Source organism: Lentzea sp. CC55 (assembly GCF_021056325.1).
In the GTDB taxonomy this organism is placed as follows: domain Bacteria; phylum Actinomycetota; class Actinomycetes; order Mycobacteriales; family Pseudonocardiaceae; genus Lentzea; species Lentzea jiangxiensis.
The window spans coordinates 181,010-204,531 of sequence record NZ_JAJCXE010000057.1 but is presented as its reverse complement, the minus strand read 5'-3'; the positions used below and the strand labels follow the sequence as shown (position 1 = coordinate 204,531).

Genomic DNA, 23,522 nt, shown 5'->3' with positions numbered 1-23,522 from the left:
GCGATACAGACTCAACTTTGGAGGATGACGAGATGGGCGAAACCCTGGCCCTGCCGGTACTGCCGCTGGACGACGTCGTGGTGCTTCCCGGCATGGTGGTGCCGATCCGCATCTCCGGTGCGGACGCGAGCGCCGAGGCCCGCGCGGCCGTCGACGCGGCCACGACCGCGGCGAACCATCAAGTGCTGCTCGTCCCACGGCTGGACGGCAAGTACGCCGCGGTCGGCACACTGGCCGAGATCGAGCAGGTGGGCCGGCTGCCCGGTGGCGAACGCGCCGCCGTTGTGCGCGGCACCAAGCGCGTGCGCATCGGCACGGGCACCACGGGGCCGGGCGCGGCGCTGTGGGTGAACGCCACGATCGCGGACGAGTCCGAGATCACCGACCGCACCCGTGAGCTCGCGAAGCAGTACCGCGCGCTCGTCACGAACATCCTGCAGACGCGCGGCGCGTGGCAGATGGTCGACTCGGTGCAGCAGATCACCGACCCGTCGGCGCTCGCCGACCTCGCGGGCTACGCCTCCTACCTCGACGAGAAGCAGAAGATCTGGCTGCTGGAGACGTCCGACGTCACCGAGCGCCTCGAGAAGCTCGTGGAGTGGGGCCAGGCGCACCTGACCGAGCTCGACGTCAACGAGACGATCGCCAAGGACGTCAAGGAAGGCGTCGAGAAGCAGCAGCGGGAGTTCCTGCTGCGCCAGCAGATGGCCGCGATCCGCAAGGAGCTGGCCGAGCTCGACGGCAAGCCCGCCACCGAGCAGGAGGACTACCGCGCCCGCGTCGAGGCCGCCGAGCTGCCCGAGAAGGTGCTCAAGGCCGCGCTGGCCGAGGTCGACAAGCTGGAGCGCACCTCCGAGCAGTCGCCCGAGGTGGGCTGGATCCGCACCTGGCTCGACACGGTTCTCGAGATGCCGTGGAACGAGCGCACCGAGGACTCCTACGACATCAAGGCGGCGCGCGAGGTCCTCGACGCCGACCACGCGGGCCTCGACGACGTGAAGCAGCGCATCACGGAGTACCTGGCCGTGCGCAAGCGCCGTGCCGACCGCGGCATGGGCGTCGTGGGCGGGCGTCGTTCCGGCGCCGTGCTCGCGCTGACGGGCCCTCCCGGCGTCGGCAAGACCTCGCTCGGCGAGTCCGTGGCACGGGCGATGGGCCGCAAGTTCGTCCGCGTGGCGCTCGGCGGCGTGCGTGACGAGGCCGAGATCCGCGGCCACCGCCGCACGTACGTCGGCGCGCTGCCGGGCCGGATCGTCCGCGCCATCAGCGAGGCCGGTTCGATGAACCCGGTCGTGCTGCTCGACGAGATCGACAAGGTCGGCTCGGACTACCGCGGCGACCCCACGGCGGCGTTGCTCGAAGTGCTGGACCCGGCGCAGAACCACACGTTCCGCGACCACTACCTGGAGGTCGAGCTCGACCTCTCGGACGTGGTGTTCCTCGCGACGGCGAACGTCCTGGAGTCGATCCCGGCGCCGCTGCTCGACCGCATGGAGCTCGTGCAGCTCGACGGCTACACCGAGGACGAGAAGGTCACGATCGCGAGCGACCACCTGCTGCCGCGCCAGGTCGAACGCGCCGGCCTCACCCCCGAGGACGTCACGTTCGACAAGCCCGCGCTGCACCAGCTCGCGAGCGAGTACACGCGGGAAGCCGGTGTGCGACAGCTGGAACGCGCCATCTCGCGGATCCTGCGCAAGGTCACCGCGAAGGTCGCCCTGGGCGAGTCGGAGCTGCCGGTCGTGGTCGACCAACCGTCGCTGAAGTCGTACCTGGGCAGCCCGAAGAACACGCCCGAGTCGGCGGAGCGGACCTCGGTGCCCGGCGTGGCGACCGGTCTGGCCGTCACGGGTGTCGGCGGCGACGTGCTGTTCATCGAGGCCTCGCTGGCCCCGAAGGGCACGGGGTCGACCGGGGTCACGCTGACCGGCCAGCTGGGCGACGTGATGAAGGAGTCCGCGCAGATCGCGTTGTCGTACCTGCGTTCGCACGACGACAAGGCCGCGGCGCTGGCCGACCGGGGAGTGCACATCCACGTCCCGGCGGGCGCGGTGCCGAAGGACGGTCCGTCCGCGGGCGTCACGATGACGACGGCGCTGGCGTCGCTGCTGTCGGGCCGCCCGGTGCGCTCGGACGTGGCGATGACCGGTGAGATCTCGCTGACCGGCCGCGTGCTGCCGATCGGTGGCGTGAAGCAGAAGCTGCTGGCCGCCCACCGCGCCGGCATCACGACCGTGCTGCTGCCCCAGCGCAACGAGCCGGACCTGGACGACGTGCCGGAGGCGGTGCGCGAGCAGCTGACCGTGCACTTCGTGTCGGACGTGGCCCAGGTGCTGGAGCACGCGTTGTCGAAGGAGACCGTCGCGACCGTTGCGGCGTAACGGAATCCTGACGCAGACCCCTCGTGGGGCAGTAGCGGCGACTACTGCCCCACGAGGCTTTTCCGTTCTACAGGCCGATGTCGATGACGAGCCTGTTCGGGCTCGTCAGGGTGAAGACCCGGTGCCACGACGAGGGGTTGCCGTAACCGACGGCAATCCCGAGCGTGGCCTCGAAGTCGCACGTGAGCGCGATCCCGCGGACGTGCGTGAGGCCGGGTGTCGCGAAGTTCCGCGACCCCGTGTAGGTCGGGTTCCCGGCGTCGTCGTGCGCGGCGGCACCGATCAGCGTGACGGACAGGATCTCCCGGATCCCGGACCCCGCGACGGTGACCGGGTTGCCGGACCCGCAGTTCGACACGCCGGTGACCTCGCTGACCCGGTGTTCGGCCGGCAGTCCGGACAGGTCCAGCACCACGCGGCTGAACCCGGCGTGCTGCCCGGTCCTGATGTTCGACAGCGTGGGCGTGCTCTGTGCCGACGCGATCGGGACGAACGTGAAAACCGCCAGCACCGCGACCAGGACCGCGGCAATGCGTCTGTTCATCTTCGGCCCCCTCTCAGGGCTCGTTCGATGACTTCAAGACGTGTGACACGGGCCACAGTTGCGTCAGAACGAGTAGACATCGATGACGAGCCGGTCAGGGCCCGTCAGCGTGAACACCTTGTGGTACGAGTGCGGGTTCGCGTACCCGACGGCGATGCCCAGCGTCCCCTCGAAGTCGCACGTGATGGCGACGCCCTTGACGTTGGTCAGCCCCTGCGGCACGAAGTTGCGCGGCCCGGTGTACGTCGGGTCGAAGTTCTCGTCGTACGTGGCCGCGCCGTAGAGCACCGTGTCGAGGATCTTCGCGCCCTGCACGGGAACCGGGTTGCCCGAGGCGCAGTTCGAGACCTCGGTCGTCTCCCGCGAGAGGTAGTTGCCCGGCAGGCCGGTGAAGTCGAGCACGATCCGCTCGAAGCCGTCGTGCTTGCCGGTCCTGATGTTCGTGAGCTCCGCGTGCCCGCTGGCCGAGGCCGCCGGGACGAACGTGAACACCGCGAGCACTGCGAGCAGCACCGCGATAAGCCGCTTCTGCACTTGTCTCCCCCTGCGAACGTCAGTGGTCGTGAAACTTTTCACCCCTAACCACGCAACGACCGTCCGCGGGGTTGCTCCGCTACCCCAGGAAGTCCTCCAGCGGCACCGGCGTGAGCCCGTCCTGCTCGGCCCGGTCGAGGAACGCGGTGAAGTCCTCGACGAACGTCGTCCGGAAGTGCATGAGCACGATGTCCCCGGCCTTGAGCCGATCCCCCTGCTGGAACTGCACCCGCCCGTCGTTGACCGCGGCGGTCCAGTTGACCAGCGCCTTGAACCCGCAACTCGCCGCGGCGTGCCGCGTGGTGGCGTCGTAGTTGCCGAACGGCGGCCGGAACAACGTGGGCCGCTTCCCGTACTCGGCCGCCAGGAAGTCCGCGTTGCCGCAGATCTCGTGCTTCTGGAACTCCAGCCCCTTGCCGGCGAGGTTGGGGTGGCTCGTCGTGTGGCTGTGGACCGTGACGGGCAGTTCCTTGAAGTAGTCGCGATGCCCCTCGGCGTACTTCGTGTTGAGGAACACCGACGGCCACACCCCGGCCTGGATCATCAGCTCACGGGCCTTCGGGTGCTGCACGGCCCCGTCGTCGACCGTGATGAACACGTACGGCTTGTCCGTCGGGATGTGCGTGACGACGGGAACCATCCCGTCCACCACGGCGGGCGCCTTGGCCTGCACCGTCCCGTACGGGTACGGCGGCTCGAACATCCTCTTCGGCCGCTCCGCGGTCGTTGTCACCACCGCGGGCGACGACGTGGTGAGCACAGGCCCGCCACCGGACCCCTCCGGCGTCTCCGCACAGGAGACCACCCCCGCGACCAGCACAAAAGCAGCGAAGAGCCGCAACCTCGACATCAACATCCCCCTCCAGGCGAAAGACGTCGAGCAGGCCCCACCGGTTGCACGGGGATAGGGTCGAACTGATCACAAAAGGAGGACTCCCATGAGCCTCGAGCGCCCAGTCGCTCCCGACCCCTACGAGCTGCTCCCGCAGGTGGGCACCTTCACCGTCACCTCGACGGACGTGCGAGACGGCGAACAGCTCCCCGAAGCCCAGGTCTTCGAGGGCGGCAACACCTCACCCCAGCTGTCCTGGTCCGGCTTCCCGGAGGAGACCCGCAGCTTCGTGGTCACCTGCTACGACCCCGACGCCCCGACCCCCTCGGGCTTCTGGCACTGGGTGGCCGTGAACATCCCCGCGACCACCACCAGCCTCGACACGGGCGCGGGCGCCTCGGACGACACCCTCCCGGGCGACGCCTTCCACGTCCGCTCCGACTACAGCACCCGAGCGTTCGGGGGAGCCGCCCCGCCCCAGGGCGACCACCCGCACCGCTACTACTTCGTGGTGCACGCCGTGGACGTCGACAAGCTCGACGTGGACGCCGACGCCTCCCCCGCCGTGGTCAGCTTCAACCTGGCCTTCCACACCCTGGCCAGGGCGATCATCACCCCGACCTACCAGCACTGATCGCACGCGACGCCGAAGGCGAGCCGCCTCGCCGGTGGGGTGTCCCGTCACGAGCCGCCCCACCGGCCCACCCCACGACGGGCGCGACCGGCGGCTGGGCAACCTGTTCCGCCGGGCCCCGGCGGAACAACGCAAGGCAACAGGCCGCCCGCGAAGCGGCCACCCGCGGCCAGGGCAAGCCACGTAACCCCGCGTAAGACCCGTCCGGGGAACACCCACCCACCCGAAGTGGTTGGATCGACACGTGAGGCACTTCGACCTGGTCATCATCGGCACCGGTTCCGGCAACAGCATCCCTGCCGAAGCCATGGCAGGCTGGCAGATCGCCATCCTGGAGAAAGGCACCTTCGGCGGAACCTGCCTCAACGTGGGCTGCATCCCGACGAAGATGTTCGTCCACACCGCGGACCAGGCAGCAGCCCCGGCCAACGCCAGGAAGCTCGGCGTGGACGCCCACACCGACGCGGTCCACTGGCCGGAGATCCGCGACCGCATCTTCGGGCGGATCGACCCGATCGCCGAGGGCGGGCGCAACTGGCGGGCCAACGAGAACGCCAACGTGACCGTCTACGAGGGCACCGCGCGTTTCCTCGACGCCCACACGATCGACACCGGCACCGGCGAGACCATCACCGCCGACCGGATCGTCGTGGCCGCCGGCAGCCGTCCGAGCATCCCCGACATCGCGGACCTCGACACGACCGGCTTCCACACCAGCGACACGGTCATGCGCCTCGACGAGCTGCCCGAAAGCCTCATCATCGTCGGCAGCGGCTTCATCGCCTCGGAGTTCGCGCACGTCTTCAGCAGCTTCGGCGTGGACGTCACGGTGATCGCCCGCTCGAACCTCCTGCTGCGCCACGAGGACCTGGAGATCGCCGAGCGCTTCACGTCCGTCGCGAAGTCGAAGTGGAACGTCCTGCTCCAGCGCAAGACGACCCGCGCGGAGAAGACCGCGACCGGTGTGCGGCTGCACCTGGAGGGGCCGAACGGCGCGGAAACCGTTGAGGCGCAGCAGCTCCTCATCGCCACCGGGCGGCAGCCGAACTCCGACCTGCTCGACGTCGCCAAGGCGGGCATCGAGACGCACGACGACGGCCGCGTCAAGGTCGACGAGTTCCAGCGGACCTCGCAGCCGCACATCTTCGCGTTGGGCGACATCAGCTCGGACCACCAGCTCAAGCACGTCGCGAACCACGAGGCCCGCGTGGTCCAGCACAACCTGCTGCACCCGGACGAGCCCAAGGCGAGCGACCACCGGTTCGTGCCGGCGGCCGTGTTCTCCAGCCCGCAGATCGCGAGCGTCGGTCTGACCGAGGAGCAGGCCAAGGAACGGGGAATCCGGTACGTCACCGCGAGCCAGGCCTACGCGTCGATCGCGTACGGCTGGGCGATGGAGGACACGACGGGCTTCGCGAAGCTGCTCGCGGACCCGGCGACCGGGCAGCTGCTCGGCGCGCACATCATCGGGCCGCAGGCGTCGACGGTGATCCAGCCGCTGATCCAGGCGATGAGCTTCGGGCTGGACGCGAAGTCCATGGCGCAGGGCCAGTACTGGATCCACCCGGCGATGCCGGAGCTCGTGGAGAACGCGCTGCTGAACCTGCCGTTGGACTGAAAGTCCCCCGGGACGGGGTCTTCCGCCGCTGCCGCGAACCGCTCGCACGGACCACGGTGCAGCGATGGCAGACGAAGTCCTCGTCGCGTACACGTCGAAAATCGCCGCCACGGACGAAACAGCCCAGATCATCGGCACCGAGCTCGCGGGCTGCGGGCTGAGGGTCAGCGTGCTCCCGGTCGCCGCCGCGGAGACGCTGCACGGGTTCGGTGCCGTGATCATGGGTGATGCCGCCGCACGGGATGCGCACAGATTCGTGCGGCGGCACAAGGCTTCCCTCAAGTGCACGCCCCTGTGGCTGTTCCACCGCGGCACGTCTCCGGTGCCCAACGACGTCACGCGAATGGCGCGCAGGCTCGGCGCCATCGGGCCCGTCAGCTTCGGCGGCGCGGCACCGGACCGGGACCGGGACCGGGCGAAAGCGTGGGCGCGCTACCTCGCCGACCAGCTCACGGTGCTGCACCGCGGTTTCGTGTCCGGTCGAGGGGAATCAGGCCTGCTGGATGCGGACCGTGTTGCCCGCCGGGTCGCGGAACACGCAGTCGCGCACGCCCCACGGCTGGTCCGCCGGCTCCTGCACGACGTCCGCTCCGCCCGCCTGCAACGCGTCGAACGCGCCCGCGAGATCGGGCGTCGCGAGGGTGATGAAGGCGTAGGAGCCGTTCTCGATCATCTCGGCGATGGCGGTGCGGTGGGAGTCGGTGAGGCCCTCCGCCATGGCCGGCGGCTCCAGGACGACCGACGAGCTCGACCCGGCGGGGGCGACGGTGATCCAGCGCAGCGCGCCCCGGCCGACGTCCGCGCGGACCTCCCAGCCGAGCAGGTCCCGGTAGAACGCCAGCGAGGCGTCGGGGTCGGTGTGCGGCAGGAACGTCGCGTGAAGGGTGATGTCCATGCCGGCAACGCTAGGACCGGCGGGAACGCTGTGCTTCTCGATTCCTGACCGGCTGTGCTCAGACGTAGCGGGGACGGCCGGCGACCATGCCGAGCGCGGTCAGCGCGGCCAGCAGCACCAGCTGCAGGACCAGCGACGTGGTCCAGGTGCCGGTGGCCTCGCGCAGCACGCCGAACGCGAACGGCCCGGACGCCGCGATCAGGTAGCCGAGGCTCTGCGCCATCGCGGACAGCCGCGCGGTGTCCGAAGTGGACTTCGTGCGCAGCGACATGATCAGCAGCGCCAGCGGGAACATGCCCATGCCGAACCCGATCAGCACCACCCACAGGCCGGGCGCCGCGGCGGGCGCCACCAGCATGCCGAGCATGCCCGCGAACGACAGCGCGCCGAGCGCCAGCACCATCCGGCCCTGGCTGCGCAACCGCGCGGCGATCGGCGGCACGAACAGGCTGACCGGGACGCTCAGCAGCATCGAGACGGCGAGCAGCATGCCGGCGGTGTTCCGGTCGACGCCCGAGTCCACGAGCATCGCGGGCAGCCAGCCCATGACGGTGTAGGCGAACAGCGACTGCAGGCCGAAGAACGCGGTGATCACCCACGCCAGCGGGCTGCGCAGCAGTGAACGCTTCTCCGCGGGAGCGGCGGAGCGCACGACCGAGGCTTCGGAACCGTGGCGCGCGCCGGCGAACCACACGATCACCGCACCGGCCGACAGCAGCGCCCACGCGCCGACGGCGAGGCGCCACGAGCCGAGGTAGTCCTCCAGGCGCGGCGTCAGGGCGGCGGCGAGCGCGGCGCCCGCGGACAGCGTCCCGGTGTAGACACCGGTGATGAGGCCGACCTTGTCCGGGAACGAGGCCTTCACGACCACCGGGATCAGCACGTTGGACACCGCGATGCCCGCGCACGCGATGAAGGTGCCGCCCAGCACGACCCACGGGCCGTCGATCACGCGCAGCACCAGGCCGAGCGTGAGCACCCCCAGCGACAGACCGATCGCGCGGGCCATGCCGAGACGGCGGCCGAGCCAGGGGGCCGCGAACGCCGCGAAGCCGAAGCAGAGCGCCGGAACGGCCGTCAGCGCGCTGGTCCAAGCGGCCGAAACGCCCAGGGCGGCGCGGACATCGCCGAGGACCGAGGCCAGACTGGTGACCGCAGGCCGGAGATTCGCGGCAGCGAGGGCGACCCCGATCGCGAGCACCGTGGACCCGACCAGCGGAACGTGACGATTCTTGACGACCGTCACCCTGCAACCCCGATCGGTGGCAGTCTGTGCGGCGGGAGTCGTCTGCTGAAGCGTCACGCGAGCCACTATCGCAGACGTAGGATGTTCGGATGAAAGGATGACGCTGTGCCGTTGGCCACTACCCGGCGGGCGGGCCTCGTCGACCAGGTGATCGAGCAGATGCGCGGCGCGATCACCACTGGTGAATGGCCCGTCGGGCAGCGCATCCCGCCCGAGCCCGAGCTCGTCACCGCGCTCGGGGTGGGTCGGAACACAGTTCGGGAAGCCGTGCGGGCGCTGTCGCACGCGGGCCTGCTGGAGGTGCGGCAGGGCGACGGCACGTTCGTCCGCGCGACCAGCGAGATCTCCGGCGCGGTCCGCCGCATGTGCGGGTCGGAGCTCAGGGAGGTGCTCCAGGTCCGCCGCACCCTCGAGGTGGAGGGCGCGCGTCTGGCCGCCAAGCACCGCACCGACGCCGAACTCGCGCGCCTCACCGAGTTGCTGCACAAGCGCGACGTGGCGATGGAGGCGGAGCAGTGGGCCGAGGTGGTCGAGCACGACACGGCGTTCCACGTGCTGCTCGTCCAGTGCTCGCACAACACTCTTCTAGCCGAGCTCTACCGGGGCTTGACCGAGGCGGTCAAAGCTTCGGTGGCGGCTTCTGTCGACACCAGCCAGCCTGGCACCGACCAGGTGTCGCACACCGGACTGTTGCACGCGGTCCGCGACGGCGACCAGGAGAAGGCGGCGATCGAGGCGGGCGGGTTCTTCGAGGAGCTGATCGAGAAGTTCTGCTGAAAACGCGGACAACGGCTGTCCGCACGAGCTCATAGCGGGGGCCATGGAGATCACGCCGTTCCGCATCGAGATCCCGCAGGCCGAGGTCGACGACCTCCGCGCCCGCCTGGCCGGCACCCGCTGGCCGGAGGACGACCTGCCCGATGTCGGCTGGTCCTACGGCATCCCGCTGAGCTACCTGCGCCCGCTCGCCGAGTACTGGGCCGACGGGTTCGACTGGCGTGCGCAGGAGGAGCGGCTGAACTCCCACCCGCAGTTCACGACCGAGGTGAGCGGGCAGCGCATCCACTTCCTGCACGTCCGCTCGAAGAACCCGGACGCGCTGCCCCTGCTGCTCGTGCACGGCTGGCCGGGCTCGGTCGTCGAGTTCCTGGACGTGGTCGAGCCGCTCTCGCAGGACTTCCACCTGGTGATCCCGTCGATCCCGGGCTTCGGCTTCTCGGGCCCGGTGCGCAAGCCCGGGTGGAACGTCCTGCGCGTGTCGTGGGCGTTCGCGAAGCTGATGGAAGCCCTGGGCTACGACCGCTACGGCACGCAGGGCGGCGACTGGGGCTCCGGCATCGCGCAGGAGATCGGCCGGGTGTTCCCCGAGCACGTCGTCGGCGTGCACGTGAACATGCTGCAGACCTTCCGGCCGCAGGGCGTGAACGACCTCTCGCCCGAGGAGATGCGGGCGCTGGAGTCGCTCGACCACTACCAGAAGGAACTCTCCGGCTACATGCACCTGCAACGCAGCCGGCCGCGCACTCTCTCGTACGCCCTGACGGACTCGCCGGTCGGGCAGCTCGCGTGGATCGCGGAGAAGTTCCACGACTGGACGGACAACAACGGCGTGCCCGAGGACGCCGTGGACCGCGACCAGATGCTGACCAACGTGTCCGTCTACTGGTTCACCGCCACCGCGGGCTCGTCCGCGGCGCTCTACAAGGAGCAGTCCGCGGCCTGGGGCAAGCAGCAGCCGTCGACCGTGCCGACGGGCGTGGCCGTCTTCCCGCACGACCTCAGCCTGCCGGTGCGGTCGCTGGCGGAGAAGACGATCCCGTCGATCGTGCACTGGACGGAGTTCGACCGCGGCGGTCACTTCGCCGCGATGGAGGAGCCGGACCTGCTGGTCCAAGACATCAGGAAGTTCTTCGGATCACTATGAGCACAACACTTTCCCACCGCACCCTCAACCGCACGCTCCTCGCGCGGCAGATGTTGCTGCAACGCACCGACATGCCGATCGTCCAGGCCGTCGAACACCTCGGCGGCCTGCAGGCGCAGGCGCCGATCCCGCCCTACCTCGCCCTTTGGGCGCGGCTCAAGCCGTACAGGGTCGACGCGCTGAGCAAGCTCATCATCGACCGCTCCCTGGTGCGGATGACGCTGTGGCGCGGCACCCTGCACCTGATCTCGGCCGACGACGTGTATCTCATGCGCACGGCGTTGCAACCGGAGCTGGACAAGTGGGCGAAGACTGTGATGCCGCCCGCCACGCGCGTCGAGGTCGACTTCGAGAAGCTCGCCCGGATCACGCGCGAGTACATCGACGCCGAGCCGCGCACGGTCGCCGAGATCGGCGCGCACCTCGAGGAGCACTTCCCCGGGGCGAAGGCCCGCGAGCTGTCGACGCAGGCGCAGATGCTGGTGCCGATGATCCAGGTGCCGCCGCGCGGGATCTGGGGCGTGGGCGGCGTTCCGCAGAACGTCGCCATGGCCACGTGGCTCGGCCGCGAACTGCCGGAGAAGGCCGCGGTGCCGGAACTCGTCGAGCGGTACCTGCGGGCGTTCGGGCCGGCGACGCTCGCGGACATGCAGGCCTGGTCGCGGTTGGTCGGGCTCAAGGCGCACGCGGCGGACCTCGACCTCGTGGAGTACCGCAACGAGGACGGCAAGGTGCTGCTCGACGTCCCGGACGGCGTGATCGTGCCCGAGGACGTGCCGGCTCCCGCACGGCTGCTGCCCGCGTTCGACAACGTGCTGCTCGGGCACGCCGACCGCAGGCGGATCATGAGCGAGGACGCGCGTTCGCGGTGGGGCGCGGTCCGCAACGCCGTGTTCCCGCCGACGTTCCTCGTGGACGGGTTCCTGCGCGGCACCTGGAACGTGGTGGAGAACAAGGACGCGGCGACGCTGACGATCGAGCCCTACTCCAAGACCACGAAGAAGGACATGGCCGGCGTGGTCCGGGAAGCCAAGGCGGTGCTCAAGGTGATGGCACCGAAGAAGCCCCACGTCGTCGTGGCGCCCTAGGCGACCTGCCTGATCACGTCGAGCGCCGCGGTGATGGCGGGCCTGCGCGAGGCCTGGGTCCGCCACACCGCGTACAGCCGCCGGGTGGGCGTGGGCCGCAACGGCACGATCCTGACCGTGCCCGGCACCTCCCCCCTGCCGAGCCGCGGGATCAGCGCGACCCCGATCCCCTTGTCCAGCAACGCGATCTGCGTCCGGTACTCGCTGATCCGGTAGGCCACCACGGGTTCGATGCCCGCGCCGTGGAACGTCCGCTCCAGCCAGTCGAAGCAGATCGAGCCCTCGGTCTGGCAGATCCACCGCTCGCCGGCGAGGTCGACCGGTTCGAGGAACTCCCTGTGCGCCAGCGGGTTCGTGGCGGGGATCAGCACCTCGGCGACGTCCTCGACGAGGAACTCGCGGGACAGCGACTCCGGCACGGGCAACGGCGTGTTCGCCCAGTCGTGCACGATCGCCATGTCCAGCTCACCGCGGGCGACCGCCTCGGTGGCGTAGGGCGGGTCGATCTCCGTGAGCCGCACGTCGAGTGCCGGGTGCTGCTCGCCCAGCCGCGCGAGCACCTCGGGCAGCAGGCCGCGTGCCGCCGTGGCGAAGGAGCCGACGCAGAGCCTGCCGATCGCGGCGCCGCGCTGTTCCTCCAGCGCCACCTCGGCCTCCTCCACGAGCTTGAGCACCTGGTCGGCGGTCTCGGCGAGCAGGCGGGCCGCGTCGGTGAGGCGCACACCGCGTCCGTTGCGCTCCAGCAGCGTGGTGCGGGTCTCGCGTTCGAGCTTGGCGATCTGCTGCGAGACGGCGGACGGCGTGTAGCCGAGCACGTCCGCAGCGGCGCCGACGGTCCCGTGGGTGGCGACGGCGTGCAGGGCTTTCAGTCGGCCGAGGTCGAGCATGTAGTGATGCTAAACCCATCACCTTAGGAATCGGAACTAGTGCTAAACAGTTAGCACGCGCAAGCTTGAGCCCATGAGTCCCCGCCACGTCCTGCTCGCCGTTCTCGTCGCCGCCATCTGGGGCTTCAACTTCGTCGTGCTCAAGGTCGGCCTCGACGAGTTCCCGCCGATCCTGTTCTCCGCGCTGCGCTTCCTCGCGGCGGCGGTCCCCGCGATCTTCTTCGTCGGGCGGCCGAGGGTGGCGTGGCGCTGGATCGTCTCCGTCGGGCTGGTGCTGGGCGTCGCGAAGTTCAGCTTCCTGTTCATCGGCCTCAAGGCGGGCATGCCGGCGGGCCTCGGGTCGCTGGTCCTGCAGAGCCAGGTGATCTTCACGACCCTTTTCGCGGCGGTCGTGCTCCGCGAACGGCCGAAGTCCGTGCAGATCACCGGGATCGCGCTGGCCGTCGCGGGCATCGGGGTCATCGCGTGGGACTACGGGCTCTCGTCGCCCCTGCTCGGGTTCGTGCTGCTGATCGCCGCGGCGGCCTGCTGGGGCGTGTCGAACGTGCTGATGCGGTACGCACGACCCGCGGACGCGCTGCGGTTCATGGTGTGGGTGAGCGCGGTCGCGGTGCTGCCGTTGTTCGCGCTGTCGGCCCTCACCGAGGACATGAGCGCGCTCGGCGACCTCGGCTGGTCCGGGATCGGCGCGGTCGGGTACGTCGCGTGGATCTCGACGCTGCTCGGGTTCGCCCTCTGGGGGTCCCTGCTGCGCCAGTACGAGTCGTCCGTCGTGGCGCCGTTCTCGCTGCTGGTGCCGGTGTTCGGGATGTTCTCGGCGTGGGCGTTCCTCGGCGAGGACCTGAGCGGGCTGCAGGCCGCGGCCGGTGGGCTCGTGCTGGCCGGGCTCGCTATCCCGCAGCTGCTGGGGCGCCGGGCGGCACGAACGGCAGTCCTGCCGGAGCCCCTCGTTCCAGCAGGTCGATGACGGCCTTCGTGTCGAGGTGGTCGGCGACCAGGTCGCCCAGCAGGTCCAGCTGGGCCTCGCGGGCGGCCTGGAAGCTCACCTCGGCCGGCTCGAAGTCGCGGCCGGCGCGGTCGGCGGCCCAGCGCAGGAACCTGCGGCGGAACGCGTCGTTCTCCAGCAGGCCGTGCCAGTGCGTGCCGAGGACCGCGTCGGTCTGCGCGCCCTCGTCGCCGATCAACGGCTGCTCGGCGCTGCGGACGACCTGGCCGTGGTGGATCTCGTACCCCGTGACGGGTTCGCCCCAGGCGACGTCCGACGGCGTGGCCAGCGTCTTGCGCCGCCGGAAGCGGATGTCGACGTCGAGCAGGCCGAGCCCGTCGACCGTGCCGCGCCCGGACTCGACGTCGTCCTCGATCCGCTTCGAGAGCATCTGGAACCCCCCGCAGATGCCGAGGACCGGGCCGTCGAAGCGCGCGATCGCCTGCGCCAGGCCGGTTTCGCGCAGCCAGGCCAGGTCGGAGACGGTGGCCTTCGAGCCGGGCAGCACCACCAGGTCCGCGTCGGCCAGCCTCGACGGCTCCGTCACGAACCGCACCGAGACGCCGGGCTCGCACGCCAGCGCCTCCACGTCGGTGGCGTTCGAGATGCGCGGCAACCGGATCACCGCGACGCGCAGCCAGTCCCTCACCGGCGGCCGCGGCCGGCCGATCACGCCGTCGGCGTTGTAGGACAACGAGTCCTCCGCGTCGAGCCACAGCTCCTCGCGCCACGGCAGCACGCCGAGCACCGGCCGGCCGGTGAGCGCCTTCAGCTGGTGCAGCCCGGGTTCGAGCAGGCGCTGGTCGCCGCGGAACTTGTTGACGACGAACCCCGAGACCAGCGCCTGGTCGGCCGCGTCCAGCACCGCGACCGTGCCGAAGAGGTGCGCGAACACGCCACCGCGGTCGATGTCGCCGACCACGAGCACCGGCAGGTGCGCGTTGACCGCGAGGCCCATGTTCGCGATGTCGTCGGCGCGCAGGTTGATCTCGGCCGGTGAGCCCGCGCCCTCGCACACGACGACCTCGTGGTCGCGCCGCAGCTCGTCCAAAGTGGACAGCACGGTGCCGAGCAGCTGCCGCTTGCGGTCGCGGTAGCTCAGCGCCGACACCTCGCCGACCGCCTGCCCGAGCACGACCACCTGGGACGTGCGGTCGCTGCCGGGTTTGAGCAGCACCGGGTTGAACCGGACGCTGGGCTCCTTGAACGCCGCCCGCGCCTGCACCGCCTGCGCCCGCCCGATCTCACCGCCGTCGAGTGTGACGAACGAGTTGTTCGACATGTTCTGGGCCTTGAACGGCACGACGTCGACGCCCTGGCGTGCCAGGAACCGGCACAGACCGGCCACCAGGACGCTCTTGCCCGCGTCGGAGGTCGTCCCACAGATCAACATCGCGCCCCGCATGGACGCCAATGCTGCCATCATCACCCCCATGGTCACCGTCGTGCTCATGCACAGCCCGTTCCTCGGCCCGTCGAGCATGCGCCCGCTCGCCGACGAACTGGCCTCCGAGGGGGTGGCCGTCCTGCTCGTCGACCTGCAGATGACGGTCAACGAGGCCCCGGTGCACCAGCGGCTGATCGGCGCCTTCGCCGACGCCCTGCAGGACGCCGGGGTGCCCGGCCCGCTGGTCCTCGTCGGCCACAGCGGAGCCGGTCCGCTGCTCCCCGCCTTCGCCGACGCCCTCGAACTGGACGTGGCCGGCCTCGTGTTCCTCGACTCCGACCTGCCGACGCCGGGGAGGGCGTGGCGCGAGACCGTCGACCCCGCCCTGGTGAGCCAGGTCAAGGCGTCCGTGCGCGACGGCAGGCTGCCGCGCTGGGACCGCTGGTTCGACTCCGACCCGCTGCGGCTCGTGCCCGCCGGCCTGCGCGAGGAAATGCGCGACGAGGCGCCCGAGGTGCCGTGGGAGTTCCTGAAGGAGCAGCGCCCGAGCGTCGAGTGGTCCGGCCCCTGCGGCTACGTGCTGCTGTCCCCGGTCTACGAGGACGCGGCCGTGCGCGCGGAAGGGCTCGGGTGGCCGGTCGAGCGCGTCGAGGCGCACCACCTGGCGGCCGCGACGTCGCCCTCGTCGGTCGCGGCCGCGGTGAAGTCCGTGGTCAGCAGACTGTGAGGATCTCCGAGCCGGTCTCGGTCACGACGATCGTGTGCTCGAACTGCGCGGTCCAGCTCTTGTCCTTCGTGGTGACGGTCCAGCCGTCGTCCCACATCTCGCCCTCGTAGTCCCCGAGCGTGATCATCGGCTCGATCGTGAACGTCATGCCGGGTTCGAGCACGGTCTTCACCGACGGCTCGTCGTAGTGCAGCACCACGAGGCCGCTGTGGAACGTCCGGCCGATGCCGTGGCCGGTGAAGTCGCGCACGACGCCGTAGCCGAACCGCTTCGCGTACGCCTCGATGACGCGGCCGACGACGTTGAGCTCACGACCGGGCTTCACGGCCTTGATGGCGCGCATGGTCGCCTCGTGCGTGCGCTCGACGAGGAGCTTGGCCTCCTCCGAGACGTCGCCCGCGAGGAAGGTGGCGTTCGTGTCGCCGTGCACGCCGCCGATGAAGGCCGTGACGTCGATGTTGACGATGTCGCCGTCCTCGACGACGGTGCTGTCCGGGATGCCGTGGCAGATGACCTCGTTCAGCGAGGTGCAGCACGACTTCGGGAAGCCGCGGTAGCCCAGCGTCGACGGGTACGCGCCGTTGTCGCACAGGAACTCGTGCGCCACCGCGTCGATCTCGTCCGTCGTCACGCCGGGCACGACGACCTTGCCGGCCTCCTGCAGCGCCTGGGCCGCGAGACGGCCGGCGACGCGCATGGCTTCGATGATCTCCGGCGTCTGCACCCAGGGGTCGGTGCCGCGCTGCGGCGCGGGCTTGTCGACGTACTCGGGACGCACGATGCGCGAGGGCACCTGACGCCGCGGAGATTGCACACCGGGTTGCAGTGGGGCACGAACAGCCATGCGTTCCACATTAGCCGCCTACGCGCGGACCACCCCGAACCTGGTCCTCCGCACGAGGTTCGGGCACGCGCGGCGCGGGCAGGAGGATGCCTGCCCGCAGCAGGCGTTCGCGCAACGTCAGGTCGCTGGTCTTGCTCATCACGGCACCGCCTTGAGGAACCTCACCGCCACGTCCACGGCCGGGGTCGAAGTCTCACCGCTGAGCACCAGGGTCGCGAACGCGAGATCGCCCCGGTAACCCATGAACCACCCGTGCGAGTGCACTCCGTCACCGAACTGTGCGGTACCAGTCTTCCCGCGCACGTCTCCGTACGGCTTGAGTTGCGGTGCAGTGCCGTAGTCGACGACCTCGCGCATCATCTGCCGCACCGGGTCGAGCGCGGCGGCGGGCGGTGCGGCCGGCTGCTTGTCCGCTTTGGTCTCCCTGCCCCGCACCAGCTGCGGCACCGGCATCGAGCCCTTCGCGATGGACGCCCCGACCAGTGCCATGCCGAACGGCGACGCCAGCACCTTGCCCTGCCCGAAGGCGTCCTCCGCCCGTTCCACGACGTCGGTCGCGGGCGGCACGGAGCCGGTGATCGTGGTCAGGCCGGGGACGTCGAAGTCGACGCCGAGGCCGAGCGACAGCGCGGAGTTCGTCAGCAGGTCCGCCGGCATGTCGACGGCGAGCTGCGCGAACGTGGTGTTGCAGGAGAACGCGAACGCCGAGCGGAACGGGATGGTGCCCTTGTCGAACTCCGAGGAGTTCGGCACGATCCGCCGCCCGTCGATGGTGGTCTTGCCGGGGCACGGCAGCGGGGTGTCGGCGGTGGCCTTGCCGGACTGGATCGCGGCGAGCGCGCTCACGGCCTTCATCGTCGAGCCCGGCGGGAAGCGGCCGGTCAGCGCGAGAGCCCCCTGCGCGTCAGCCGGGTCGTTCTGCGCGACGGCGAGGACGTCCCCGGTCGACGGCTGGATCGCGACGAGGATCGCGGGCTGCGTGACCGGTTCGACGGCGTCCTCGGCGGCGGTCTGGATCGAGCGGGACAACGCGGTGCTCACGGCCTTGGCGGGCTCGGGCGCCTTCGAGTGCAGCTCGTCGACCTCGTTGCCCTGCGCGTCGACCGTGGCGATCCGGAAGCCCGCGGCACCGGCGATGTCGTTCTCGACCAGCTTGCGCACGGCCGGCAGCACCTGCGAGCCGAAGTTGCGGCTCGGCGCCAGCAACGACGTCTGCGAGCTGAACCGCACGCCCGGCAGCTCGTAGATGGCGGGCTTCACCGACTGGTAGTCCGGGTCGCGCAGCGCCGCGACCTGGTAGGCCTGCCCCTCCGGCGTCTTGGCCACGCCGTCGGTGATCGTCTGCTGGGTGATGGCCTTGTCGAGCGGGTTGAGCGCGTCCGCGAGGGCCTTGCCGACGGCCCCGACGTCCCCGGCCTCCTTCGCGACGAGCAGCACCGACACGACCCGTTCCGGCGCCAGCAGCGGCGTGCCGTCGCGGTCGAGCACCGGCGCCGGGTCGGGCTTGAGCTCCGTGAGCCGCACGGACTGCTGCGGCGCGAGCTTCGGGTGCGCCACCGACGAGGCCCAGTGGACCTTCCACGTGTCGCCCTCCTGGCGCACGTCGAACTTGGCCGGGTACGTCCAGTGGCGGTTCTTGCCGAGGTCCCAGTCGAGGGTGACGCTCGCCTCGGACGCCGTCTCGCCGTTCTTGCGGATCTGGTCGACCTTGCTGCTGAGCCCCTCCGGTTTCAGAGCGCCCCGGAACTTCTCCAGGGTCTCCTTGGCCTCGGTCGGGTTGTCGGTCATCCCGGCGGCACCCTGCACGTCACCGGACGCGAGCTTCGCCAGGAAGTCGTGGGTGATCTCCGGTGCCCCCGGTTCCGACTCGAACAGCCCGCAGCCGCTCACCGTCACCAGCACCACCGTGATCATCGCGAGTAGGCGCACTCGCGCGAGTATGCCCTCTCAGAAGAGGACGGTGGCGTATTGCCCGACCTGTTCGAAACCGATTCGGCGGTAGGCGGCCTGCGCCACGTGGTTGTAGCCGTTGACGTAGAGGCTCGCGGTCCTGTTCAGGACCCTGGTGAGGCGGTCGGCGACGGCTGCCGTTCCCGCCGTGCCGATGCCCTCGCCCCTGCGGTCCGGGCGCACCCAGACCCCCTGGATCTGACCGACGCGGCTCGACATGGCGCCGATCTCGGCCTTGAAGACGACCTCGCCGTCCTCGAACCTGGCGAACGCCCGGCCCGCCGCGATGAGCTCGGTGACCCGTGCGCGATAACCCGCGCCGCCGTCCTCGGCGCACGGGTCGATGCCGACCTCTTCGATGAACATGCTGATCGCCGCGGGCAGGTAGCGGTTCAGCTCGCTCGGCCTGACCTGCCGGACCGCGGGGTCCGGGGTGGTCTTCGGGGCCGTCGAGATGGCCATGAGGGGCTGGTCCGCCCTGACCTCCCTGGCCGGGCCCCAGTCCGGCTGGAGCTCGTCCCAGAGGGTGAGGACCTGTTCGGCCGGGCCCACGAGGCTGGAGCACATGCGGCCTCTGCGGCGGGCCCTGTCCGCGAACATGCGCATGGCCGCCGCGCTGCCCTTGAGGGGGATCAGGTTCGGGCCGCTGAAGCACAGGCCGTCGATCGCGCCCCTGGCCGGTTTGCTGTCCGAGCCCCACATCTCGCCGCCGAGGCGCCACGGGTCCAGGCCGGCGACTTCGACCCTTGCGGCGACCATGCACGCGGCTACGGGGTCTGATTCGAAGACCCCGCGTACGTCGATCAGGTCGCGTTCGTCCAGCACGCGCGCTCCGGCCAGCCTCAGCACGTCATCCAGCGTGCCAGATCCGCGCGGGAATTGGGATCAGCCGTTGGTGCGGAGCAGGGGTGATGGTGGTTGCGTTTATTTATGCGGCTGTTGTGCGAACCGCCCCGTCGAGGTGGCACGCCGGTTCTCGCGGTGGTGGGTGGCCTCGATGTCGCGACAAAGCGAAGGGCGCCCCCGTGGGAGCGCCCTTCGGTGGTGCTGTTGTTGCTGCTAGCCGACGGTGACGGCGGGCGCGCCGCCCTCTACCGGCTCCATCTCCTCGGCGAGGCGCATGGCCTCTTCGATGAGGGTCTCGACGATCGCGTGCTCGGGAACGGTCTTGATGACCTTGCCCTTGACGAAGATCTGGCCCTTGCCGTTGCCGCTCGCCACGCCCAGGTCGGCCTCGCGGGCCTCACCGGGGCCGTTCACGACGCAGCCCATGACGGCGACGCGCAGCGGCACCTCCATGCCCTCCAGACCGGCCGTGACCTGCTCGGCGAGCGTGTAGACGTCCACCTGCGCGCGGCCGCAGGACGGGCAGGACACGATCTCCAGCTTGCGCGGGCGCAGGTTGAGCGACTGGAGGATCTGGTGGCCGACCTTGATCTCCTCGACCGGCGGGGCGGACAGCGACACGCGGATCGTGTCGCCGATGCCCTGGCGCAGGAGCGCGCCGAAGGCCACGGCGGACTTGATGGTGCCCTGGAAGGCCGGGCCCGCCTCGGTGACGCCCAGGTGCAGCGGGTAGTCGCACTGCTCGGCCAGCAGTTCGTAAGCGCGGATCATGACCACCGGGTCGTTGTGCTTGACCGAGATCTTGATGTCGTGGAAGTCGTGCTCCGCGAAGAGCGAGGCCTCCCACATCGCGCTCTCGGCCAGGGCCTCCGGGGTGGCCTTGCCGTACTTCTGCAGCAGGCGGGGGTCGAGCGAGCCCGCGTTGACGCCGATGCGGATCGGGGTGCCGTGGTCGCGCGCGGCGGCCGCGATCTCCTTCACCTGGTCGTCGAACTTGCGGATGTTGCCGGGGTTCACGCGCACCGCTGCGCAGCCGGCCTCGATGGCGGCGAAGACGTACTTCGGCTGGAAGTGGATGTCGGCGATCACCGGGATCTGGGACTTCCTGGCGATCGCCGGCAGCGCGTCCGCGTCGTCCTGCGACGGGCAGGCGACCCGGACGATGTCGCAACCGGCCGCGGTGAGTTCCGCGATCTGCTGCAGCGTCGCGTTGACGTCCGACGTGAGGGTCGTCGTCATCGACTGGACGGAGACGGGGAACTCGCTGCCGACACCGACGTTGCCGACCATCAGCTGCCTGGTCTTGCGACGTTCCGACAGCACCGGCGGCGGCAGTGCCGGCATTCCGAGCATCACGCCGTCACTCATGGGTTGTGCACCTTTCCGTGAATCACTACTGCAACCTGATCGGGTTGACGATGTCGGCGGTCACGGTCAGCAGCGTGATGGCGCCACCGATGAAGATGACCACGTAGGTGAGGGGCAGCAGGCGCATGTAGTTGACCGGTGCGCCGGCGGGCTTCCCGCGGAGCTTCCTCACCCAGTCTCGCACCCGTTCGTAGAGGTTGACGGCGATGTGACCACCGTCAAGCGGGAGCAGCGGCAGGAGGTTGAACACACCCACGAAGAAGTTCAGGCCCGCCAGCATCAGGATGAAGAACGCCCAGAGACCTCGCTCCGCCGCGTCACCGCCCAGGCGCGACGCGCCCACGACGGAGATGGGGGTGTCGAGGTCGCGCTCGCCGCCGCCGATGGCCTTGACCACGGCCGGGATGCGCTCCGGGAAGCGCATGAGGCCCTTCCAGGTGTTCACGAACATGTCGCCGGTGAACGCGACGGACGCCGGGACCGCCGCGAGCGGGCTGTACTCGAAGTTCTGCTGCCAGGTGACGCCGATGGCGCCGACCTGTTTGACCTCGCGGCCGCCCTTGCCGTCCGTCACCTCGCGGGTGACCTTCGGCACGTTCACCGTGAGGGCCACTTCCTCGCCGTTGCGCTTGACCTTGAACTCGGTCGGGCCGCTCAGGTCGCGGGTGACCTTGAGCATCTCCGACCACGTCGAGATCGGCTTGCCGGCGATGGCCGTGACCTCGTCGCCGGGCCGCAGGCCCGCGTCCTTGGCCGGCGCAGGGGCGCCCGGCTGGCACGGCGCGGTGAGGCCGACGGTGTGGTCCTGGACGCACGGCGTGATCTCGGCGAGAACCGGGAGGTCCTTGTTGTTCGGCAGGCCGAGCGACATCGCGAGGACGAGCAGGATGAGGAAGCCGAGGATGAAGTGCGTGATGGAGCCGGCGGCCAGCACGACGACGCGCTTCCACACCTTCTGGTTGTAGAAGGCGCGCTTGCGGTCGTCCGGGTGGACGTCGTCCAGCGCCGTCATGCCGGTGATCTCGCAGAAACCGCCGGCCGGGATCGCTTTCAGACCGTACTCGGTCTCGCCCTTGCGGAACGAGAAGATCTTCGGGCCGAAACCGATGAAGTAGCGGGTGACCTTCATGCCGAAGGCCTTCGCGGTCAGCAGGTGCCCGAACTCGTGCAGCGCGATGGACACCGCGATGCCGAACGCGAACAACAGCACCCCGAGGATGTTGATGAATGTGTTCACGAGTAGTTCAGTTCCTTCCAACCAGCTCGCGGGCACGTGCGCGTGCCCAGTCCTCGGCGGCCAGCACCTCCGCGACGTCCGCGGGGTCCTTCTGCCAATCGTTCGCCTCGCCGAGAACCTGGCCGATGGTGTCCACGATCGACAGGAACGACGTCTTCCCCGCCACGAATGAGGCGAGTGCCTCCTCGTTCGCGGCGTTGTAGATCGCAGGGTGGCACCCACCCGCCTTGCCGGCCTGCCGCGCGAGCTCGACCGCCGGGAAGGTCACGGTGTCCAGCGGCTCGAAAGTCCACGAGGTGGCGGTGTCAAAGGTACAGGCGGCGGCCGCACCCGGTACGCGCTCGGGCCACCCGAGGCCCAGCGAGATGGGGAGCCGCATGTCCGGAGGCGACGCCTGCGCGAGCGTCGAGCCGTCCGTGAAGGTCACCATCGAGTGAATGACGGACTGGGGGTGCACGACCACGTCGACGCGGTCGTAGGGCACGCCGAACAGCAGGTGCGCCTCGATCAGCTCCAGGCCCTTGTTGACGAGGTTCGCCGAGTTGATGGTGACGACCTGCCCCATCGACCACGTCGGGTGCGCCATGGCCTGCTGCACGGTGACCGATTCGAGTTGTTCGCGGCTTTTGCCCCGAAACGGCCCTCCGGAGGCCGTGAGAACGAGTTTGTGGACCTCGTTCCCGGTGCCGCCGCGAAGGCACTGCGCGAGTGCCGAGTGCTCGGAGTCGACCGGGACGATCTGGTCCGGCTTGGCCGCCTCGAGCACGAGCGGCCCGCCCGCGATGAGCGACTCCTTGTTCGCGAGCGCGAGCACGGCGCCGGTCTCGAGCACCTTGAGCGACGGCTCGAGCCCCCTGGACCCGTCCATGCCGTTGAGGACGACGTCCGCCGGACACGCCTCGATCAGGTCGACCATGCTGGTCAGCGTCCTGACACCGGGCACGTCGGCGCCGTTGGCCACGGCGACCGTCTTCACGTCGAACTCTGCTGCCTGCTGCTTCAGCAGGTCCAGCTGACGCCCACCCGCGCCGAGCCCGACGACCTGGAAGCGGTCGCGGTTGCGCCGGATGACGTCGAGCGCCTGGGTCCCGACCGAACCGGTCGACCCCAGGATCAGGACAGTGCGTGGAGTACTCATCGCCCCTCATTGTTCCGGAGAGTGCCTGAGAGCCTCGGCACAGGCCGCTACTTTGATAACGGAGTGGTTTTGGAGGTGTGAAGTCGCCGGATCGAGGGCATTCCACGATCGTCAAGTCGTTGGAAGGAGACTCTCGGTGGGCATCCTCGGATGGATCGTGCTCGGCCTGCTGGCCGGAGCCATCGCCAAGGCGATCATGCCGGGTAAGGACCCGGGCGGAATCATCATCACGATGCTGATCGGCATCGTCGGCGCGATCCTGGGCGGTTTCATCGGATCCGCCATCTTCGGGACCAGCCTGGGCAATTTCTTCGATCTCCGGACGTGGCTGCTGGCCATCGTCGGATCGCTGGTCCTGCTGGGCGTCTACCGCCTCGTCACGGGACGACGCAGCCACGCTTAGCGGCACACACGACGTTTGAGGCCGTTCGGGTGACACCCGGACGGCCTCTCGTCT

Annotated in this window: 23 protein-coding genes; 9 read left to right on the top strand and 14 right to left on the bottom strand. The window is 69.8% G+C overall.

What is annotated here, in order from left to right; all coding sequences use genetic code 11:
- Positions 1 to 32: 32 nt before the first annotated feature.
- Positions 33 to 2,381, top strand: coding sequence for an endopeptidase La (lon, locus tag L6E10_RS39400; protein WP_236225251.1), 2,349 nt, complete (start codon positions 33 to 35; stop codon positions 2,379 to 2,381).
- A gap of 67 nt (positions 2,382 to 2,448) precedes the next feature.
- On the opposite strand, the gene L6E10_RS39395 is transcribed toward lon, so the two are convergent.
- The 3 genes from L6E10_RS39395 to L6E10_RS39385 form a co-directional block, all read right to left on the bottom strand.
- A complete protein-coding gene (locus tag L6E10_RS39395) occupies positions 2,449 to 2,925 on the bottom strand; it encodes a hypothetical protein (protein ID WP_236225250.1) in 477 nt (158 codons plus the stop codon).
- Positions 2,926 to 2,988: 63 nt separating this feature from the next.
- Complete coding sequence (locus L6E10_RS39390) at positions 2,989 to 3,459, bottom strand: hypothetical protein (protein ID WP_236225249.1); 471 nt, start codon at positions 3,457 to 3,459, stop codon at positions 2,989 to 2,991.
- Positions 3,460 to 3,538: 79 nt separating this feature from the next.
- Positions 3,539 to 4,309 (bottom strand): polysaccharide deacetylase family protein, encoded by a 771-nt coding sequence (locus L6E10_RS39385; RefSeq protein ID WP_236225248.1) that lies wholly within the window; start codon positions 4,307 to 4,309, stop codon positions 3,539 to 3,541.
- Between the two features lie 88 nt (positions 4,310 to 4,397).
- Between L6E10_RS39385 and L6E10_RS39380 the strand changes: the two genes are divergently transcribed.
- Together L6E10_RS39380 and L6E10_RS39375 are read left to right on the top strand one after the other, a co-directional pair.
- Complete coding sequence (locus L6E10_RS39380; protein ID WP_236225247.1) at positions 4,398 to 4,925, top strand: YbhB/YbcL family Raf kinase inhibitor-like protein; 528 nt, start codon at positions 4,398 to 4,400, stop codon at positions 4,923 to 4,925.
- 244 nt (positions 4,926 to 5,169) lie between these two features.
- Complete coding sequence (locus L6E10_RS39375; protein ID WP_236225246.1) at positions 5,170 to 6,543, top strand: mycothione reductase; 1,374 nt, start codon at positions 5,170 to 5,172, stop codon at positions 6,541 to 6,543.
- Positions 6,544 to 7,033: 490 nt separating this feature from the next.
- Here L6E10_RS39375 and L6E10_RS39370 read toward each other — a convergent pair whose 3' ends face one another.
- Complete coding sequence (locus L6E10_RS39370) at positions 7,034 to 7,438, bottom strand: VOC family protein (RefSeq protein WP_236225245.1); 405 nt, start codon at positions 7,436 to 7,438, stop codon at positions 7,034 to 7,036.
- Positions 7,439 to 7,496: 58 nt separating this feature from the next.
- Positions 7,497 to 8,684 carry an MFS transporter gene (locus L6E10_RS39365; RefSeq protein WP_236225244.1) on the bottom strand — a complete coding sequence of 396 codons (1,188 nt, stop codon included), beginning with the start codon at positions 8,682 to 8,684 and terminating at the stop codon, positions 7,497 to 7,499.
- Positions 8,685 to 8,789: 105 nt separating this feature from the next.
- Between L6E10_RS39365 and L6E10_RS39360 the strand changes: the two genes are divergently transcribed.
- From L6E10_RS39360 to L6E10_RS39350, 3 genes are read left to right on the top strand one after another with little or no spacing between them, the layout of a single operon-like run.
- On the top strand, positions 8,790 to 9,461 hold the full coding sequence (locus tag L6E10_RS39360) for a FadR/GntR family transcriptional regulator (RefSeq protein WP_236225243.1): 672 nt from the start codon (positions 8,790 to 8,792) through the stop codon (positions 9,459 to 9,461).
- 43 nt (positions 9,462 to 9,504) lie between these two features.
- On the top strand, positions 9,505 to 10,608 hold the full coding sequence (locus tag L6E10_RS39355) for an epoxide hydrolase family protein (RefSeq protein ID WP_236225242.1): 1,104 nt from the start codon (positions 9,505 to 9,507) through the stop codon (positions 10,606 to 10,608).
- Positions 10,605 to 11,696, top strand: coding sequence for a winged helix DNA-binding domain-containing protein (locus L6E10_RS39350; RefSeq protein WP_236225241.1), 1,092 nt, complete (start codon positions 10,605 to 10,607; stop codon positions 11,694 to 11,696). The genes L6E10_RS39355 and L6E10_RS39350 overlap by 4 nt, the downstream gene beginning before the upstream one ends.
- Here L6E10_RS39350 and L6E10_RS39345 read toward each other — a convergent pair.
- Positions 11,693 to 12,583, bottom strand: coding sequence for a LysR family transcriptional regulator (locus L6E10_RS39345; protein ID WP_236225240.1), 891 nt, complete (start codon positions 12,581 to 12,583; stop codon positions 11,693 to 11,695). The two genes, L6E10_RS39350 and L6E10_RS39345, sit on opposite strands and share 4 nt — an antisense overlap.
- Before the next feature lie 73 nt (positions 12,584 to 12,656).
- Between L6E10_RS39345 and L6E10_RS39340 the strand changes: the two genes are divergently transcribed.
- The gene (locus L6E10_RS39340; RefSeq protein WP_236225239.1) at positions 12,657 to 13,550 is read left to right on the top strand and encodes an EamA family transporter; all 894 of its coding nucleotides are present in this window, start codon (positions 12,657 to 12,659) and stop codon (positions 13,548 to 13,550) included.
- Here L6E10_RS39340 and L6E10_RS39335 read toward each other — a convergent pair.
- Positions 13,474 to 14,973, bottom strand: a complete 1,500-nt coding sequence (locus L6E10_RS39335; RefSeq protein ID WP_236225314.1) for a cobyric acid synthase — start codon at positions 14,971 to 14,973, stop codon at positions 13,474 to 13,476. The two genes, L6E10_RS39340 and L6E10_RS39335, sit on opposite strands and share 77 nt — an antisense overlap.
- 28 nt (positions 14,974 to 15,001) lie before the next feature.
- On the opposite strand from L6E10_RS39335, the gene L6E10_RS39330 reads away from it, so the two are divergent.
- Complete coding sequence (locus L6E10_RS39330; protein ID WP_236225238.1) at positions 15,002 to 15,682, top strand: alpha/beta fold hydrolase; 681 nt, start codon at positions 15,002 to 15,004, stop codon at positions 15,680 to 15,682.
- Here L6E10_RS39330 and map read toward each other — a convergent pair.
- The 7 genes from map to dxr all read right to left on the bottom strand — a co-directional run bounded on the left by map (position 15,669) and on the right by dxr (position 23,065).
- Positions 15,669 to 16,526 (bottom strand): type I methionyl aminopeptidase, encoded by an 858-nt coding sequence (map, locus tag L6E10_RS39325; RefSeq protein WP_090096010.1) that lies wholly within the window; start codon positions 16,524 to 16,526, stop codon positions 15,669 to 15,671. The genes L6E10_RS39330 and map overlap by 14 nt on opposite strands.
- A gap of 10 nt (positions 16,527 to 16,536) precedes the next feature.
- Positions 16,537 to 16,665, bottom strand: a complete 129-nt coding sequence (locus tag L6E10_RS40600; RefSeq protein WP_275677350.1) for a hypothetical protein — start codon at positions 16,663 to 16,665, stop codon at positions 16,537 to 16,539.
- Positions 16,665 to 18,455: a penicillin-binding transpeptidase domain-containing protein gene (locus tag L6E10_RS39320; protein ID WP_308102982.1), complete on the bottom strand. Its 1,791-nt coding sequence runs from the start codon at positions 18,453 to 18,455 to the stop codon at positions 16,665 to 16,667. Before L6E10_RS39320 ends, L6E10_RS40600 begins: the two co-directional genes overlap by 1 nt.
- An 18-nt stretch (positions 18,456 to 18,473) precedes the next feature.
- Positions 18,474 to 19,325 (bottom strand): GNAT family N-acetyltransferase, encoded by an 852-nt coding sequence (locus L6E10_RS39315; RefSeq protein ID WP_236225237.1) that lies wholly within the window; start codon positions 19,323 to 19,325, stop codon positions 18,474 to 18,476.
- A 210-nt stretch (positions 19,326 to 19,535) separates the two neighbouring features.
- Positions 19,536 to 20,666 (bottom strand): flavodoxin-dependent (E)-4-hydroxy-3-methylbut-2-enyl-diphosphate synthase, encoded by a 1,131-nt coding sequence (ispG, locus tag L6E10_RS39310; RefSeq protein ID WP_236225312.1) that lies wholly within the window; start codon positions 20,664 to 20,666, stop codon positions 19,536 to 19,538.
- A gap of 49 nt (positions 20,667 to 20,715) precedes the next feature.
- The gene (locus L6E10_RS39305; protein ID WP_236225236.1) at positions 20,716 to 21,927 is read right to left on the bottom strand and encodes a site-2 protease family protein; all 1,212 of its coding nucleotides are present in this window, start codon (positions 21,925 to 21,927) and stop codon (positions 20,716 to 20,718) included.
- A gap of 7 nt (positions 21,928 to 21,934) precedes the next feature.
- The gene (dxr, locus tag L6E10_RS39300; RefSeq protein ID WP_236225235.1) at positions 21,935 to 23,065 is read right to left on the bottom strand and encodes a 1-deoxy-D-xylulose-5-phosphate reductoisomerase; all 1,131 of its coding nucleotides are present in this window, start codon (positions 23,063 to 23,065) and stop codon (positions 21,935 to 21,937) included.
- Between the two features lie 136 nt (positions 23,066 to 23,201).
- Between dxr and L6E10_RS39295 the strand changes: the two genes are divergently transcribed.
- A complete protein-coding gene (locus tag L6E10_RS39295; protein WP_236225234.1) occupies positions 23,202 to 23,468 on the top strand; it encodes a GlsB/YeaQ/YmgE family stress response membrane protein in 267 nt (88 codons plus the stop codon).
- Positions 23,469 to 23,522 lie beyond the last annotated feature (54 nt).

Excerpts from the sequence above, each read along its gene's own strand:
- L6E10_RS39350 (WP_236225241.1), top strand. The coding sequence starts at position 10,605 with ATGAGCACAACACTTTCCCACCGCACCCTCAACCGCACGCTCCTCGCG.
- L6E10_RS39370 (WP_236225245.1), bottom strand. The coding sequence starts at position 7,438 with ATGGACATCACCCTTCACGCGACGTTCCTGCCGCACACCGACCCCGAC.
- dxr (WP_236225235.1), bottom strand. The coding sequence starts at position 23,065 with ATGAGTACTCCACGCACTGTCCTGATCCTGGGGTCGACCGGTTCGGTC.
- L6E10_RS39355 (WP_236225242.1), top strand. The coding sequence starts at position 9,505 with ATGGAGATCACGCCGTTCCGCATCGAGATCCCGCAGGCCGAGGTCGAC.
- L6E10_RS39340 (WP_236225239.1), top strand. The coding sequence starts at position 12,657 with ATGAGTCCCCGCCACGTCCTGCTCGCCGTTCTCGTCGCCGCCATCTGG.
- ispG (WP_236225312.1), bottom strand. The coding sequence starts at position 20,666 with ATGCCGGCACTGCCGCCGCCGGTGCTGTCGGAACGTCGCAAGACCAGG.
- L6E10_RS39380 (WP_236225247.1), top strand. The coding sequence starts at position 4,398 with ATGAGCCTCGAGCGCCCAGTCGCTCCCGACCCCTACGAGCTGCTCCCG.
- L6E10_RS39330 (WP_236225238.1), top strand. The coding sequence starts at position 15,002 with ATGGTCACCGTCGTGCTCATGCACAGCCCGTTCCTCGGCCCGTCGAGC.
- L6E10_RS39385 (WP_236225248.1), bottom strand. The coding sequence starts at position 4,309 with ATGTCGAGGTTGCGGCTCTTCGCTGCTTTTGTGCTGGTCGCGGGGGTG.
- map (WP_090096010.1), bottom strand. The coding sequence starts at position 16,526 with ATGGCTGTTCGTGCCCCACTGCAACCCGGTGTGCAATCTCCGCGGCGT.
- L6E10_RS39345 (WP_236225240.1), bottom strand. The coding sequence starts at position 12,583 with ATGCTCGACCTCGGCCGACTGAAAGCCCTGCACGCCGTCGCCACCCAC.
- L6E10_RS39395 (WP_236225250.1), bottom strand. The coding sequence starts at position 2,925 with ATGAACAGACGCATTGCCGCGGTCCTGGTCGCGGTGCTGGCGGTTTTC.
- lon (WP_236225251.1), top strand. The coding sequence starts at position 33 with ATGGGCGAAACCCTGGCCCTGCCGGTACTGCCGCTGGACGACGTCGTG.
- L6E10_RS40600 (WP_275677350.1), bottom strand. The coding sequence starts at position 16,665 with ATGAGCAAGACCAGCGACCTGACGTTGCGCGAACGCCTGCTGCGGGCA.
- L6E10_RS39335 (WP_236225314.1), bottom strand. The coding sequence starts at position 14,973 with ATGCGGGGCGCGATGTTGATCTGTGGGACGACCTCCGACGCGGGCAAG.